The sequence below is a fragment of the Arthrobacter zhaoguopingii genome (assembly GCF_009828595.1).
Classification (GTDB): Bacteria; Actinomycetota; Actinomycetes; order Actinomycetales; family Micrococcaceae; genus Arthrobacter_D; species Arthrobacter_D zhaoguopingii.
Genome location: NZ_WPNY01000007.1, coordinates 58,452 through 73,504 on the forward strand (window position 1 = coordinate 58,452; position 15,053 = coordinate 73,504).

Below are 15,053 nucleotides of genomic sequence, written 5' to 3' on the forward strand. Positions count from 1 at the left end.
CAGCCCGTCAGAGCGGGAGCGGTTCAGAGCTGCGAGGGCGTGGCGGTCCATGCTTCAATCATGAACCGTTCCTGTGGGCGAAGGGCCCTCGGGGAGAGAATGCGTACGCGGCGAACCGTTCTCCGATCATCTGATGGGTGGCCGTATCGGGATGGAGCGCATCCGGCAGCGGATGCTCGACGGCATCGTCTTGACCGTACAGGCGAAGGCCGTCGAGGAAATGGAGGTTTCCGTCGTCGGATCGGCGTTCAACCACTGATGCAAGGCAGGCCCTGATCGTGCGAAGTGTGAGGCGGCCCTGCGCGGACTCCGCCTCGTCGCCGGTCGCCATGAACCGGATCTGGTCCGTGCCGAAGCTGGCAGGATCGATGGCTCCCGGGCCCGGGGTGTCCTCGTGGATGCCGCAGAAGATAGGAGAGATAAGCAGGAGCGGTGTTTTGGGGTGCCCGTCGCGGATCGTATCGAGGAACCCGTGAACCGCGGATTCGAACGCCCTCATCCTCATCACGTCCAGATTCACCAGGTTGATGCCGAGCTTGACGCTGATGAAATCAGCGGGGGTGTCACGGATCACCCGGGCGACAAAAGGATCAGCGAGTGCACTTCCACCGAAGCCGAGGTTGTGAAGCTGGGCTCCGCCTGTGCGCGCCGCGACTGCCGGCCAGGTCCCTGTCGGAGTACTCGAGTTCGAGCCCTGGCTGATGGAGCTGCCGTGGTGAACCCAGACCGGACCGGCCGGGGCCACTGCAGCAAAGGGAGCGTCCGCCCGAAGTTCCACCAATTCGACGGACTCATTGTGAGGCAGCCACAGCTCAATCAGCTTGTCGCCCTCTGGCAGGTCCGCGAAGACCGAGACATGCGAGACGCCTGAAGTGAAGCTGGATGCCCCCGTCTGTAGGTCCACTTCTGTCACATCGCCTCCGGAGAGAACGTCACTTCCAACCACGATGCCGTTGCTGGTGAGGTCCACGTGTCCGCGCGGGCGATCAACCCCGCGATAGGCAAGCCGCGTCGAATGCGTGACAAGTTCCAGATGACCCGCGGACGTTTTCCCCACCACCCTGATTCCCGAAGGCTGCGCCTCCATCATCATGAGCTGCGGGTCCGGGAACCGCGTGCGTATCCACGCCGGCAGGCGGTGCGGACGAAGACCGCGGGGCGTGCTTTCCACTTCCTGCGCGCCGCGCAGATGAGCTGGGGTGAGAGGGATGCTGATCAATGAAGCTTCCTTGCAGGGTCAGGGTCATCAATGGATGGCCAACTTGAAAAGAGGGCGTGCATAGCGTCGATCGCAATGTCCCACGACGATTCCGGTCCGGGACTACGGTGACTGAAGCTGCCTGATCCAGCCAGCGCAATGAAGCCGTTGATGAAGCTTCCGAGCATTCGAGTGGCATGCACCTGCCACTCGGGATGCAGCGCGTACCGGTGCAGCACGGATTCGGTCAGAGCGACAAGGCGTCCCACCGCAGCGGAACCGGCCATCCCGCCATCGGTGAGATGCTGAAGAGATTGCCACCGCCCGGGTGAGCGCGACGCATACAGCCGGTGTGCTTCGGCGAAGCCGAAAAGGGCTTCCCGCCCGCTTCTGCCGGCTATCCGGGTCGAAATAGCGTCCGACAGCTCCTCCAAGGCCAGAGCGGAAACGCCCGCTCTAAGCGCTGGAAGGTCCCGGACATGGGAATACAGACTCGGCGCCGCCACTCCCAGACGGCGGGCAACGGCAGAGATCGACAAGGAATCGAAGCCCAGCTCGTCAGAGAGGTCAGCGGCGCAGAGGATGACGGAGTTCGTGGTGAGACCTGAGCGCATAAGACCAGCCTATACCCTATAGGCAGTTGCCTACTAACTATAGAGTGATGGTCCAGTCGGATCATCGGACCCGGATGGGAAGCAGCGACCTGGTTGACGCGAATTGAAATTCATCTTGTCCGCGGCACCGACCGCGGCACGGCAGTCAGTGCGGGCTCGCGATGACCGCCGGCTTCTCGCGATGACCGCCGGCTTCAGGTCTGGCCGAACGAAACAACAATCACTTGCTTCGCGGGTGCGCGGCCCGGACCCCAGCACCAATAATGGAGGAGTGGGCAAACGCCGGGCGTGGTTGGTGTGGGGGACCGGTGTGGTCGCCTACCTCATCGCCGTGACCCAGCGGACGAGCTTCGGCGTCGCGGGGCTTGAAGCGACCGAACGCTACTCGGCCACCGCCTCCGCACTTTCCATCTTTACCGTGGTGCAGCTGCTCGTGTACGCGTCGCTGCAGATTCCTGTCGGGGTCCTGGTCGACCGGGTCGGCCCGCGGCTGCTCATCCTCGCCGGAGCCGTGCTGATGGCCTCGGGCCAGGTGCAGCTTGCTCTTTCGGAGACCGTCGCCGGAGGGATCGCGGGAAGACTGCTCGTAGGCGCCGGCGACGCCCTGACCTTCATCTCGGTGCTGCGGCTGCTTCCGGCCTGGTTCGAGTCCCGCAAGATCCCCGTGCTGACCCAGTTCACGGGCATCATCGGACAGCTGGGCCAGGTGGTGTCGGTGGTGCCGTTCGCCGCGCTGCTCGGCGCGGCCGGGTGGAGCACAGCGTTCCTGTCCGCCGCCGGGCTGTCGGCGCTCGCCGTCGTCCTCGCGGTGGCCGTCATCAGGGATGCCCCGCAGCGCCAACCCCGGGCAAGGACCGGGCTGCGCCAGACCGGGATCTCCCTCGCGCAGGCCTGGCGCCAGCCCGGAACCCGCCTCGGGCTGTGGTCCCACTTCACCGTGCAATTTCCCGGCACCGTGTTTGTCCTGATCTGGGGCTACCCGTATCTGGTGCGGGCCGAAGGGATCGACCCCGTGGCTGCGTCGGCGCTCCTGACGCTGTTCGTCGGCGTGGGCATTGTGTCGGGACCGATGCTGGGACTCTACGTGTCCCGGCACCCCCTGCGCCGCTCGACCATGGTTCTGGCCATCGCGTCCGGGATAGCCGGCTGCTGGCTCGCCGTCCTGTTCGCGTCCGGGCCCGCACCCCTGTGGCTGCTCACACTGCTCATTGTGGCGCTGGCCCTCGGCGGTCCCGGCTCGATGATCGCGTTTGACTTCGCACGCACCTTCAACCCGTCGTCGCGGATGGGAACGGCCACGGGCATTGTGAACATCGGCGGATTCGCCGCGTCCCTGGTCGCGATGTACGGAATCGGGGTGATTCTCGACGTCCTGTACGCGCGGGGACTGTCCGGGGGCGACCTGTATGCCCTCGGCTCGTTCCGGATCGCGATGGCTTTCCAGCTTGTGATCCTTGCGGCAGGAGCTGCGGCGATCCTGATTGTCCGGCGCACCGTGCGGCGGCGGATGGCGGAGCAGGGCGTGGTCGTGCCGCCGCTCCGTGAGGCGCTGGCGCGGGAACGAGCACGACGGCGGGCCGCCCGGTCCGAGCGAACCGATGATGGCAATTCCACCTAGGCCGGGTGTGGGGCGACCATTGAGGCCGCAGCAGGCAGGGAACCCTAGACCGGTGGGTGCGCAGACAGTGCCAGCACACGCCGCCCCTCGGTAGTGGTGACCGGGGCCCGCGTGTACGGAAGCAGCCAACCGAGTACCGGGTCCACTTCGCCTGTGCCAAATTCGCTTGTGCCAAACTGGGCCCAGCGAGAGCCGAACCAAGGGGGGGGAGACGTGGCGGGTACGGTCGGCAAGGGGGCAGAGCGGCGGTCCGTTCCTGTGAGGGACAACGGCATCGGGCAGGCGCTCCGGATTCTTACACCCGGTACCTGTTGATCGGCAGACCGCTCCTCCTGACCGTAGGGGCCGCCGGCTCGTACCTGCTGTTCGACGACGGGGCAAACCGGTGGGACCGGCGGCAGGGCCGCTTCCTCGAGGGAACCGCTCATTCCGACTCCCGTTAGGAGAACCAGCTGCAGTCCATTCCCCTCAATACCGGCGCCGAAATGCCGGTCCTCGGCTTCGGCGTGTACCAGATCCCTCGGGCGTCTCGGCCTGGACTACGTCGATCTGTACCTGATCCACCGGACGGCATTGACAGGCAGGTCTTCCGGGCGCACCCTTCGCATACAGGCGTCGCCGGCGGGATTTCTCCATCAGTGCTTCAACTGATGGGGGCCTAATCTGGGCGCAGAGCTTTCTCGGCCGTCCTGCCAGCCGAGAGACAAACGTAAGGACCACGGCATGTCATTCCAGGCGTACCTCGACACCATCGAAGACAGGACTGGGCTTACGCCCCGCCAGCTGCTGGACATCGCGAACAGCAAGGGGTTCGACGAGCAGAACGGGAAGGCCGGCGAGATCCTCGAATGGCTGAAGGCCGACTACGGGCTCGGGCGGGGCCACGGCATGGCGCTGGTTCACGTTCTAAAGAAGGGCCCCGGAATCGACAAAAAGCACGTGGGAACGACCGGGACGCACAGGGACGAGTCCGAAACCCTGTGGCTCGATGGAAAGGAGAACAAACCCTCATGACCTCGATTACCGACCGTGAGCAGCTGCGCCGAAACACCACCGGGACGGCGTTGTTCGTTGGGGCAGACCACGGCGCCGGCGTTTCTTTCTTCTGGGTGGACACGCCGCCCGGCGGAGGGCCGGAAACCCACTGGCACCCCTACACCGAGACGTGGGTGGTGCTCCAGGGTGAGGCAGTCATCGAGTCCGACGGCGAAGAGCTCCGCGCGGGCGCCGGCGCGATTGTGACGGTCCACCCTGGCGCACACCACCGCTTTCGAAGCAGCGGTACCGGAAACCTGGAGATGATCTGCATTCACGCCTCTCCCGAAATCATCCAGGAGTTCGTGGCCACCGCACCCGGTGCAACCTAGGCCGTCCACCCGCCGTGTGCCCGCATGTTGACTCCGGCATGCGCCGGTCAGGCTGTATCAAGGCCTCCACGCGGCAGGTGAAAGCACATCAGCATCACGGCTGAGCATGCGGGATGCATCCCTGGTCTGTCAGGCCCGGACAGCAGGACATCATCTCCTTTTCCGTGCGGCAACAAGTTGTCCTAGACCGCCATGGGTGGCGGGCTTTAACCTTCAAAAGTACGGCTTCGTCGTGGCTCCTGAGTTGCTGGGCCGGGGATCCGACGACTGTATAAGCGCCAACACGGTGTTCCTGGCGGGTGGCGTTTACATTCGCCGGATCTGCATACAGCAAAGAGGCAAGTGGTGAGGCATGTGCCTGTTTCAGTCCAGCTCCCGTCTTCGATAGCTGCCCGGCCCGTAGCGCCGGCATGTTCCGGAGAGGCGAATCTTCGGGCGGTCCGGAACGGGCAGGCGCCGGGGATGATGATCCGTGAACGCCTCATGAGGGCGGGATGAAATGCCCGACGTCCCATTCCCCACCGTGACAGTGGTTATCTGCGCCTATACGAGCGAGCGTTGGGACTGGCTGCTGAAACTTCTCGAGTCGCTACGCACCCAAACCCACTCCCCAAAAAAAGTCGTTGTGGTCATCGACCACAACGAGGCACTCTACAGGCGGCTCGCAGGAATCGTCGATGACGTCACCGTCCTAAGGAACACCCGTCCGCGCGGACTCTCCGGGGCACGCAACACCGCGCTGGACGCGGTGGACTCCGACATCGTGGCGTTCATCGATGACGATGCTGAGGCCGCGCCGGATTGGCTCGAACGCCTCACCGCCCTGTATGACGACCCTGACGTGCTGGCGGTCGGCGGAAGAGTGGATCCGATCTGGGAGGTAGGACGCCCTGGTTTTTTCGGCCAGGAACTCGACTGGATCGTGGGATGCAGCCACCGGGGTATGCCAAGGGTTGCCTGCGAGGTCCGTAATGTCATCGGCGCGAACATGTCCTTCCGCCTCAGCGTCATCCGCCAGGTGGGCGGGTTCAATCTTTTCCTGGGCCGGCAGGGTTCTGTCCCCTCGGGCTGTGAGGAAACTGAAATCTGCATACGGTCGACAATGGGGGCGCCAGGTTCCCGGATTGTCTATGAGCCTGCAGCAGTGGTGCGCCATCATGTGCCAGCGAACAGGGGGACTTTCCGCTACGTGCTCGCCAGGTCCTGGGCCGAGGGCGTTTCGAAAGCGCGGGTCAGCCATGTGGTGGGCTACAAGCGGGCGCTGGGTCCCGAACGCCGGTACGTCCGCAGCGTCCTGCTCCGTGCTTTTCTTGCTGGTTTGTATGACTGGGCTCGGCATGGGAAATTCGTCGGGCTCGGACGCGCAGGGGTGGTCCTCACGGTACTGGTCACCGCAACCGCCGGTTATCTCTGGGGCCGCCGGCTTGTGCATGTGTCAAGGAGGCGCCCACGCCACCCTGCCCAACCATGGCGCGACGTGCAGTAGGCTGCCCGAGCAGGAGCACTGCTGTACCAGCAGGTGACGCCGGCGGACCGCTCGGACGTCGTAACTGCGCACCGGGGGAGGGGTTCCGGGTGGCCTGCGCGCACGGGCGGGCGTTCCGATGGAACATGGCGTTGAGCCGCATCAGCGGACAGTTTACCCGCAATTCTCCGACGGAACCCGAAATCCTCCGGCGCCAGGCAGGCAGACTCCTTCGATAGCCAGAACGGTGTTCGCCGTGCATCCTGTAATTGTCCGTTCTCCGCGGACGGCTTTTCCGCCCGGTGCTGGTCTCCCGAGCAACTCGGGCTCACCTTGAGGAGGTTGCTTCTGCCCGTGTCGCAGCCCAGCGGGTGGTGTCTCGAACCACGTTCCGCGGTTGCTGCGTTGAATGCAGGATCTGGAAGGGACGTGCGCCTTGAAGCCGGATGCGCTTGATGTCTCGGTTGTAATTCCCGCGCGCAACGCCGCCCGGTGGTTGCCCCAATGTCTGGAATCGGTGTGGACCCAGCGGCCGCGGGAAGTGATCGTCATCGATGGGTGCTCCGAGGACTCAACGGTGGAGATTGCGCGTTCCTACGGCGCACTAGTCCTTTCCGACGAGGGACGCGGCCTGTCGGCTGCGAGAATGCTCGGCGTCAATAATGCAGCCTGCCCGATTGTGGCCCTGATTGATTCCGACGTAGTGCTGCCGCGCGACTCTCTGAAGCAACTGGTCGCTGAATTCGAGCAGGGTGGCTACGACGGACTCCAGTCGGGCTTGGTGAGCGAGTCCGATGGAGCCGGGTACTGGGGGGAGGCACTGGCATGGCACCACAATCGCAGCCGGGCCCGCTTGCGGTTCGGAGTCTGCGCCACACTGCTGAGACGCGATGTGCTTCTGCAGGCAGGCTTCGACGAGGAGTTCGCCTCTGGGGAAGACATAGACCTGCGGTTGCGGCTACGGGAAGCCGGGCGGCAGTTGGGCGTGTCCACCTCCACGTTCGTGAGACACCGCTTTCGTGACGACTTCGCTTTTGCCCGCGACCAATGGCTTCAAGATGGCGCTGGACTGGCTCTCAACATTCGAAAGCACCCGCGCTGGGCTGGTTTGCTGGCTGCTTCACCACTCCTCGCAACCGCACGTGGTGCAGGGCTGGCGCTGTTGGGAGCCCCCCGCTTTCTGCCTTATTGGGCGGCGTTCCTCTTTTACACCTACCGCGCCATGTTCAAGGAACTTTCCCGTCCGGCCGACAGCGGTCTCTCCCTCGGCGGCAACGCACTGTGGTTGACCGCAGCCAGAGTCGCGCCCATGGCCGCGGGCTTCCTCTTCTGGATTCTGGCCGCACTGCTCCTGGCCCCACCTCAGCTCGGTTTGGGTTCTGCAGTAGTGGCGTCGGCACTGTTGACAGTACAGATCGGGATGCTCGGAGTTGGCCCGGCCACGCTAACGCTGCTGCCTGCCCAGAACGACCGGCGGCGCCGGCTGATAGCCACAGGACTGCTCACGGTGGGACTCGCGTCATTGATTGTTGCTATAGCGCTGCTCAACATCACGCGTGCCCTCGGTCCCGGCGTCGGTCAGGCCTGGGACGATCCAGCGGTCACGGTGGCGTTCCTGGCTGCCGCCGTCTTTGCCAGTACCGCGTACCAGCTTGATCACATCAGTGTGGCATTGTCGCGTGCCGACCTGGTGTTGGTGCGCAGCGTGCTGCAGGCTCTCATCCAGCTCACGGTTCTCATTGTCTGCCTGACGGCGGGGTACCGCAGTGTGATCGCCGTCGTCGGCGCCGTCGCCCTTGGAGCGGGGGCCAGTGTGGTACTCGGCATGCGCCAAATCCGTCGCGCCGGTCTCGGCCCCCAGTGGTGGGCCGGCGCCCGGTTCGACGAAGTGGTGCGTCTGTTGCGCCCGGCTTTGCGAAACTATCCCCTCGTGCTCGCCGACCGCGCGCCTGCCTACCTCCTGCCCCTGATTGTCGCCGCGACACTCAGCACCTCGGCCGCGGCGACCTGGTACGTGGTCTGGATGCTGACGACGGCAGTGTTTTTCGTCCCTCAATCCGCCGGTTATTCCCTTCAGGCAAAACTTGCCGAGTCGGGACCCGTCTATTTGCTGATCAACCGGGCCCTGAGAATCAGCCTGTTGCTCACCTTCGCAGCCGGAGGGATACTCCTGGCGGCGGGCCCCTCAATCCTGCAAGTGCTCGGCCCGCAGTATGCCCCGCAATGGGTGCTGCTGCCGTTGCTGGTCCCGGCGGTAGTACTGAGCTGTGTGACTCAGGTCTATTACGCCGTGTGCCGGGTGTATGGCTACTTCACGGAAGCCACGGCGGTTGCAGTTCTGGCGGCCGCCGTCGGCTTGGTGCCGGCGGCAGCCGTAGTTCAAAATTCGGCCCTACCCGGACTGGCCGCGCTGTGGCTCCTGGCCCAATTGTCGGCTGCAGTTGTTGCCGCGTTGCGTCTACGGCGTCTGGTCAACGGGACGGGACGTCTGGGTCCCCCAGAAGATCTCGACTCAGCCTTCGGGGCGCGAACGGGTTGAGAACGCAACGATGCGAAAGAAGTCGAGGGCGCCGGGCCTCGCAGTCGACTGCCTCCCTCGGCGCGTGCGGTTGCTCAGCCGGACGCGCATTGCGGCCGACAGGTCGCCGGAGGGATACGGTGTCCACGCCTGAGAAATCCGGATACACCTAGTCCTTGGCCCAGATCGCCACCCAGTCGACGTAGACATGGCCGCGGGTGTCCGGATCGGGACAGGTCGTCAGGCAGGACTCGGTCTGCAGGATGTAGTGCATCGGGGTGTCTGGTATCGCCGACGTGCTGGTGCCGATCAACTTTCCGTCGAGGAAGAATTCCACGCGGTCGGGGCTCCACTCGATAGTAGCTATATGCCAAGAGGTGAAGGTGGACGTGGTACGGAACTGATCGAGCATCGTGTCCTCTTCACCAGGTCCGTGCAGGGCAGCGTAAATGGTTTTCGACAGATCCCCTTCCGGAAAATCTATCTCGCCGTCCTCCGGCCATTGCTTACTATCAGGCCACAACAGCCACGCTAGTTTGAATCCCTTCAATTCGTCGGCCTTGAAACGCACGGAGTACCGGCCGTAGGTTTGGCTGTTGAAGGGCCGCTTACCGCCCTTCTCGAATCGAGGAGATGGTGCGGCACCCATCGAAATCCCATTTTCAGTGTGAAGATACATGTCCAAGAGACCGTCATGAACACTGAGGACCTTGGAGGGATAATATCCAGACTTTGTCTTGAGAGTCTGAGCAGCTGTATCCGGTGTGCCATCGAAATAATTTGCGCTCCATCGCGCCCTGTAGGTCCGGTCAGGAAATTCGCCGATTGGGACATCTCCGTCGGTGAAGTCTTCGGTGAAGACCTGTCTCCAACCCGGCAGATCACCGACCGGCATGGCCGCCGTGGCAGCAGAGATGTCGTCGAGGCGGTCTTCGGTTGGCTGCGACGAGTTCGAAGCCGCGCTTGGGCGGTCCCTTGCTTCCTCGTCAGAGCTTTGGCCCGGCATTGAATCCGAGACGAAACCGACCAGGGCGTAGGTGGCTGTGAACAGAACGACTATTAAGACGACGATGCGAGCCCGCACGTGATGTCCAATCCTCTTCAAGGTGCCGCTCCGAAAAGGAGGTCATCTCTTCGATCTGAAACGATTGGTATTATCCAGTCGCTCGGGAGGGACTCCCTCATCGTGCGGAAGCGGAGCATCCAACCTGTGTTGCACGCCCCGCACCACCCGAGCTCTTCGTGCCGCGGGGAGCATTGTCATGCTCCTCGTGGCAGATGCATCCAGGCCGATTTGCAACGGCCCGATGTTAGTAATTTACCGAAGCGGCCCGAAGTGGAACAGTAGCGGCCGGTACTGGAAAATATTCGAGCCTACTCGGATGGAGCGGCAAGCACAGCTCAGCTGCTCAACGGCCTCGGCGGTGTATCTCGGAAAAGGATGCGACCCTGCGGGGATCAGTTGCGGATATCGGCCACGCCGCCGGGTTCCGGGCCGCGCCGCGGTAGAAACGGAATTCGGTCGAGGTCGTTGGCGGCAATGACCGATGCAGACCCTGCCGTGTCCTGCGCCTGCGCAGCCAGGACGCCGGCGTCATCGTAGCGGGCCGAAAAGTGGGTCAGCACCAGCGTTCCCGCGCCCGCCGTGCCTGCCAGGGCGCCCGCCTGCCCCGCCGTGAGGTGGAGGTATTGCAGGGCCAGGGCGGCATCTTCATCCCTGAAGGTGGACTCGGACACCAGCAAGTCCACCCCCTCCGCGAGCTCCTCGGCACCGCCGCATGGTGCGGTGTCCATCACGAAGGCGAAACGCCGGCCCGGCCGGTGCGCGCTGACATCCTCGAATCGAACGCCTCGGAGGCTTCCCCTGCGCTGAAGGTCCCCGACATCGGGCCCCGCAATGCCGGCTGCAGCGAGCCTGTCGGGCAGGAGGGTGCGGCCGTCGGGCTCAGTGAGCCGGTAGCCGTACGCCTCAATGCGGTGCAGCAGGGGCCGCACCTCGAGGCCCTCCGCAACAGCGCCCTGAGAACCGTGCGGGTGGAGCCGGAGGTCGAGACCCGGCGTGGCCAGCGCGACGAGCGCCCGGACGACGTCCTCGCCGGATGCGGGGTAGTGAAGGTGGACCGGGTGGGCCACGCCGTCGAGCACCATGCGCGACAGCACGCCCGGCAGGCCGAAGCAGTGGTCGCCGTGAACATGCGTGAGGCAGATCCGCGTAATGCGGCTCGCTGATACGCCCGCCCGGATCATCTGGCGCTGCGTTCCCTCGCCCGGATCGAACAGGAACCCTTCGCGCTCCCAGCGCAGGAAGTAACCGTTGTGGTTGCGGGTCCGGGTGGGCACCTGGGATGCGGTGCCGAGAATGACGAGCTCACGCATCGCCCCAGTCTGCCATCGTGCCGGTAGTCGCTGCGACGCCGGGCCGCCCAGCCCTGCCTGATGCCGTTCCAAAAGGCCCACCCACGATTGGTCAGCCCTTACCTGTATCAGGAAATCTGATGGAACTGCGGGTGCAGGAGGCGTTTACCGGGCGTACCGTAATTCGTACCGCACTTATTGCGCCTCCCTTGCTCCCGGAAGGAGATTGATGCTCGTATCATTCGCAGCGGCGTATAGGGATCTAGCGGCGATGATGATTAACGCCTTATGGGCCGCGCGAAATTTCGAGCAAAAAGGGGGAGTTGATCGATCAGGAGCGAAGGCTTCGGATTACCATCACTCTTCTCGGGGCAGGGCCGTTCATTCCCCTTTTCTGTCGCTGGCGAGCGTCTGCGGGGCCGCGTGAGGGTCGATAATGCCGGACCGTGGCTGATGACCAATGGGCTCATCCTTTTGCTCATCGGGTTGTGGTGGCTGGCTCTTCCCGGCACGTCGCAGGGAGCAATCGTTGTCCTGGTGGGCGGCGCCCTGCTGCTGACTGGAGGCAGTGTGAAGTGGCGTGCCGACCGCCGGCGTCGCACAAATGAACGTTAGGGACCGCGGACGTCACGACGGCAGGGTGGTCGTTGGTCCTTCGGTTCCTTCCCACGTCGCGCTGTGTGCTGGCGAACGGGGTACCCCTGCGCTGGCCGTGGATTCTGACAGCGGTGCTCGCCGTCGTTCCCGTCGTCGCCGCTCTGATTGTCTTGCGGCTGGCGGGGAGACGGTACGCGGTTTCCGGGGACCGGTTTGCGATTTCCTCACGCCTTGCCCAGAGTTCAGGACACCTGGTGCTCGACGTCAGGGCCGCTGATGTGCCGAGGATCCTCCGTGCCGCAGTGGTGGAGCTTCCCCGGTTCCAACTGCAGACGGCTGACCCGGGTGGCGCTGAAATGTTCACCAGAGCGAGCATCAGGACCTGGGGCATCGTCGTCGGCTTGGGGTTCGAGCCGATGGACGCGGCAAGAACCCGGATCAACGGCGTCGGCGGCGCCGTTGATCACTCCACCGGTTCTGGACTACGGTCAAAGCCGGGCTAATCTGCGTGACTTGTTCGATGCCCTCACACGCTGCGCGGCAAAGGCGGAACCATGACAGGCAGTGGCCGGTGCCGATCCACCACTTTCCTGCGAACTGGAGGCGTGCTCCTCCCGTCAGTTTCTCATTGGGACGGGACCTGGCGTTGTCGACTCCGTCTCCCGATAACTGGTCGAGGCGGACCTGAAGGTACTTCCTAATCCGGGCATTAGGTGGGCTGGACGCCTGTGGATATCTTCCGGCCCACTCTTCCTCCACAATCGCCCTTCCCGGGGGTAAATAGAACACCTGTTCGATAGAATGGGGGTATGGCAACGGCACCGGTCGAGGAGCATGCGGGCACCGGGGAGTCTCTTCCCGGTACCGGGGAGCTGCTTTCCGCGGTCCACGCCGGACTCAGGGGATTTGCGGCCGATTTTTCCGGGCGGTTCCTGCTGCTGGGGCGCCGGGAGGTGGCCGATACGGTGGCCCGCATCGAGGAGCTCTCCCGGATCGTGGACCATCTGCAGGTCCTGGGCGCCCATGCCGCCGAGCAGCACCGGCTGGCCTGTGCCGGGGACGGTCCGTGGCCCACTCCCGGCGGCGGTCCGTGGCCTGCTCCCGGCGGCGGGCACTGGGCTGCTCCCGGCGCTGCTTCCGGGGCGGCTCCCGGCACCGGGCCCGGGGGCGGCGGTGCTGCCCGGGCGGAGTTTAGGGATACCGCCGATTACCTGCGGGGCCGGCTGCGGATCAGCCGCGGCGAGGCGGCCCGGCGGCTGCGCCTGGCCGCGGCCATCCTGCCGGCGGTGCCCGCCGGCGGGCTGGAGGCGCCGGCCGCGCTGGAGGTCCTCGGCGCGGCCTGCGGCGCCGGAGAGGTCAGCGGGCGGGCCGCGACCCTGATCCGCGATGCCATCGAAAGGACCAGGCCCGCCGCCGCACCGCCGGACCTTGAGGCGATGGAACGCCACCTCACCAGTCAGGCAACCCAGAGCGATGAGGACCTGCTGCGCGCGCTCACCCGGCGCTGGGAGAGCGTCCTGGACCAGGACGGGGACGAACCCTCGGAGAAGCTGCTGCGGGCCCGCCAGGGCGTGTTCCTGCGCGGGCGCCGCAACGGGCTGCACTTCCTGGAGATCGGGGCCACGGATGAGCAGTTCGAACACCTCGCCACGGTGATGAACACCGCCACCAACCCCCGCCTCCCCGGCACCGGTGCGGGCCCGGACACCGGATCCGGTGACGAGCCCGGCGGTGGAGGTACCCGTAACGACATAACCGGTGACACCCCGGATAGTGGATCACACCGCGCCTCCCCGTTTGGCGCAGACGAGCGGCCCACCCGGGCGCAGCAGCTGCTGGCGGGCCTGGTGGGCGCCTGCAGGATCGCCCTGGCCACCGACGGCCTTCCGGCCGCCGGCGGGCACCGCCCCCAGATCATGGTCACCATCGATTACCGGACCCTGACCGGCGAGCTCGACCACGCCGGCGATGCGGTGTTCGCCCAGCAGATCCCGGCCCGCAGCATCCGCCGGCTCGCCTGCGACGCCGACCTGATCCCCCTGGTCCTGGGCGGCAAAGGCCAGGTCCTGGACCTTGGCCGCGCCCAGCGGCTGTTCCCACCGCACCTGCGCCGGGCCCTGGTGGCCCGGGACAAGGGCTGCGCCTTCCCCGGCTGCACCATCCCCGCCACCTGGTGCGAGGCCCACCACATCACCCCGTGGGAAAAGGGCGGCACCACCACCCTCGGCGACGGGGTGCTGCTGTGCTCCCACCACCACCACCGCATCCACGACGGCTCCTGGACCGTGCACTCCCGGCACGGCATCCCCTTCTTCCTCCCACCCCACCACCTCGACCCCGACCAAAAACCCCGCCGAAACAGCTACTGGACAGCCCGACCCCCCAAGAGAACCACCGACCCCCTACGTGAATGAGCAGGAGAGCACCTCCTCGCCGTCCCACCCGGCCAAGCGGCCCGACGGCGCGGCTCATCCAAGCGGCTCATCCCAGTGGCCCGATCACGCCGCCCGACGGCGCGGCTCATCCAAGCGGCTCATCCCAGTGGCCCGATCACACCGCCCGACGGCGCGGCTCATCCAAGCGGCCCGACGGCGCGGCCCGATCACGCCGCCCGATCGCCCCGCCCAACCAGGAGACTTTCCCGGTTTCGGATGCAGTCCATCGATCCAGCTTGCGGCGCAAGTCAGAACCCGCCCTAGGGTAAAAGACATGAGTGCCGCCGCCGACTTCATCGACGACTCCCTTCAGTACGAAAGCACCGAGGAACGCGCGGAGGACTACACGCGGCGCCTGGGGGAGTCCCTCGAGTTCTATGGAGCGTCCGCGGGCGCCATCCGGGGCACCATCCGCAACGCCTCCCGGCGCTACCCGGAACTCCAGCACGACGCAGTCACCGCCCTCGCGTCCGAACTCTGGAGCCGGCCCGTCTTCGAGCGCCGGCTCGCGGCCGTGGTGATCCTACAGTCGAACCTCAAACTGCTCCACGTTTCGGACCTCACCCGCGTCGAGGGATTCCTGCGCTCGGCCGCCGTGCGCGACCTTGCTGATCCGCTCGCGGTCGACGTCGTCGGAGCACTCCTCCTTAGGCTTGGCGGGCAGGACGCCCTCCGGGCACGGGCGGTCCTCGAACGCTGGGCGGCCTCGGAGAACATCTGGCTGCGCCGGGCGGCGGTGCTGGTACACCTGCCCGCTTTCCGGAAGGGCGAGGGCGACGAGGCGGTCTTCCGCCGCACGGTCCGGCTGGTAACGGGGGCGCAGGACGGGCGGGTCGAGGAGGTAGAGGAGGTGATGCGGCTCGTCCGTGAGGCTATCGGGTCTTGA

Annotated in this window: 12 protein-coding genes; 8 read left to right on the forward strand and 4 right to left on the reverse strand. The window is 65.4% G+C overall.

From position 1 onward, the window contains the following. Positions 1–58: 58 nt before the first annotated feature. A complete protein-coding gene (locus tag GVV86_RS10715) occupies positions 59–1,219 on the reverse strand; it encodes an SGNH/GDSL hydrolase family protein (RefSeq protein WP_159619770.1) in 1,161 nt (386 codons plus the stop codon). After that, the gene (locus tag GVV86_RS10720) at positions 1,216–1,812 is read right to left on the reverse strand and encodes a TetR/AcrR family transcriptional regulator (RefSeq protein WP_159802795.1); all 597 of its coding nucleotides are present in this window, start codon (positions 1,810–1,812) and stop codon (positions 1,216–1,218) included. The genes GVV86_RS10715 and GVV86_RS10720 overlap by 4 nt, the downstream gene beginning before the upstream one ends. A 271-nt stretch (positions 1,813–2,083) precedes the next feature. On the opposite strand from GVV86_RS10720, the gene GVV86_RS10725 reads away from it, so the two are divergent. The 5 genes from GVV86_RS10725 to GVV86_RS10745 all read left to right on the forward strand — a co-directional run bounded on the left by GVV86_RS10725 (position 2,084) and on the right by GVV86_RS10745 (position 8,801). After that, positions 2,084–3,430, forward strand: coding sequence for an MFS transporter (locus GVV86_RS10725; protein ID WP_159802796.1), 1,347 nt, complete (start codon positions 2,084–2,086; stop codon positions 3,428–3,430). A 723-nt stretch (positions 3,431–4,153) separates the two neighbouring features. Then, positions 4,154–4,444: a DUF4287 domain-containing protein gene (locus tag GVV86_RS10730; protein ID WP_159619767.1), complete on the forward strand. Its 291-nt coding sequence runs from the start codon at positions 4,154–4,156 to the stop codon at positions 4,442–4,444. Next, on the forward strand, positions 4,441–4,797 hold the full coding sequence (locus GVV86_RS10735) for a cupin domain-containing protein (protein ID WP_159619766.1): 357 nt from the start codon (positions 4,441–4,443) through the stop codon (positions 4,795–4,797). The genes GVV86_RS10730 and GVV86_RS10735 overlap by 4 nt, the downstream gene beginning before the upstream one ends. Positions 4,798–5,296: 499 nt before the next feature. Continuing rightward, the gene (locus tag GVV86_RS10740; protein WP_159802797.1) at positions 5,297–6,283 is read left to right on the forward strand and encodes a glycosyltransferase family 2 protein; all 987 of its coding nucleotides are present in this window, start codon (positions 5,297–5,299) and stop codon (positions 6,281–6,283) included. Between the two features lie 388 nt (positions 6,284–6,671). Next, entirely contained in the window at positions 6,672–8,801 is a 2,130-nt protein-coding gene (locus GVV86_RS10745; RefSeq protein WP_159802798.1) for a glycosyltransferase, read from the forward strand. 148 nt (positions 8,802–8,949) lie between these two features. On the opposite strand, the gene GVV86_RS10750 is transcribed toward GVV86_RS10745, so the two are convergent. Both GVV86_RS10750 and GVV86_RS10755 read right to left on the reverse strand, forming a co-directional pair. Next, positions 8,950–9,864: a glycoside hydrolase family 16 protein gene (locus GVV86_RS10750; protein WP_246669957.1), complete on the reverse strand. Its 915-nt coding sequence runs from the start codon at positions 9,862–9,864 to the stop codon at positions 8,950–8,952. 374 nt (positions 9,865–10,238) lie between these two features. Then, positions 10,239–11,156 carry a ribonuclease Z gene (locus tag GVV86_RS10755; protein WP_159802799.1) on the reverse strand — a complete coding sequence of 306 codons (918 nt, stop codon included), beginning with the start codon at positions 11,154–11,156 and terminating at the stop codon, positions 10,239–10,241. A 626-nt stretch (positions 11,157–11,782) separates the two neighbouring features. Between GVV86_RS10755 and GVV86_RS10760 the strand changes: the two genes are divergently transcribed. The 3 genes from GVV86_RS10760 to GVV86_RS10770 all read left to right on the forward strand — a co-directional run bounded on the left by GVV86_RS10760 (position 11,783) and on the right by GVV86_RS10770 (position 15,053). Continuing rightward, positions 11,783–12,235: a hypothetical protein gene (locus GVV86_RS10760; protein WP_159802800.1), complete on the forward strand. Its 453-nt coding sequence runs from the start codon at positions 11,783–11,785 to the stop codon at positions 12,233–12,235. Positions 12,236–12,541: 306 nt separating this feature from the next. Beyond that, positions 12,542–14,146, forward strand: coding sequence for an HNH endonuclease signature motif containing protein (locus GVV86_RS10765; protein ID WP_159802801.1), 1,605 nt, complete (start codon positions 12,542–12,544; stop codon positions 14,144–14,146). 295 nt (positions 14,147–14,441) lie between these two features. After that, a complete protein-coding gene (locus tag GVV86_RS10770; RefSeq protein ID WP_159802802.1) occupies positions 14,442–15,053 on the forward strand; it encodes a DNA alkylation repair protein in 612 nt (203 codons plus the stop codon).

Coding starts and splice junctions, on each gene's coding strand:
- GVV86_RS10755 (WP_159802799.1), bottom strand. CDS start 11,156: ATGCGTGAGCTCGTCATTCTCGGCACCGCATCCCAGGTGCCCACCCGG.
- GVV86_RS10740 (WP_159802797.1), top strand. CDS start 5,297: ATGCCCGACGTCCCATTCCCCACCGTGACAGTGGTTATCTGCGCCTAT.
- GVV86_RS10765 (WP_159802801.1), top strand. CDS start 12,542: ATGGCAACGGCACCGGTCGAGGAGCATGCGGGCACCGGGGAGTCTCTT.
- GVV86_RS10770 (WP_159802802.1), top strand. CDS start 14,442: ATGAGTGCCGCCGCCGACTTCATCGACGACTCCCTTCAGTACGAAAGC.
- GVV86_RS10735 (WP_159619766.1), top strand. CDS start 4,441: ATGACCTCGATTACCGACCGTGAGCAGCTGCGCCGAAACACCACCGGG.
- GVV86_RS10720 (WP_159802795.1), bottom strand. CDS start 1,812: ATGCGCTCAGGTCTCACCACGAACTCCGTCATCCTCTGCGCCGCTGAC.
- GVV86_RS10730 (WP_159619767.1), top strand. CDS start 4,154: ATGTCATTCCAGGCGTACCTCGACACCATCGAAGACAGGACTGGGCTT.
- GVV86_RS10745 (WP_159802798.1), top strand. CDS start 6,672: ATGCAGGATCTGGAAGGGACGTGCGCCTTGAAGCCGGATGCGCTTGAT.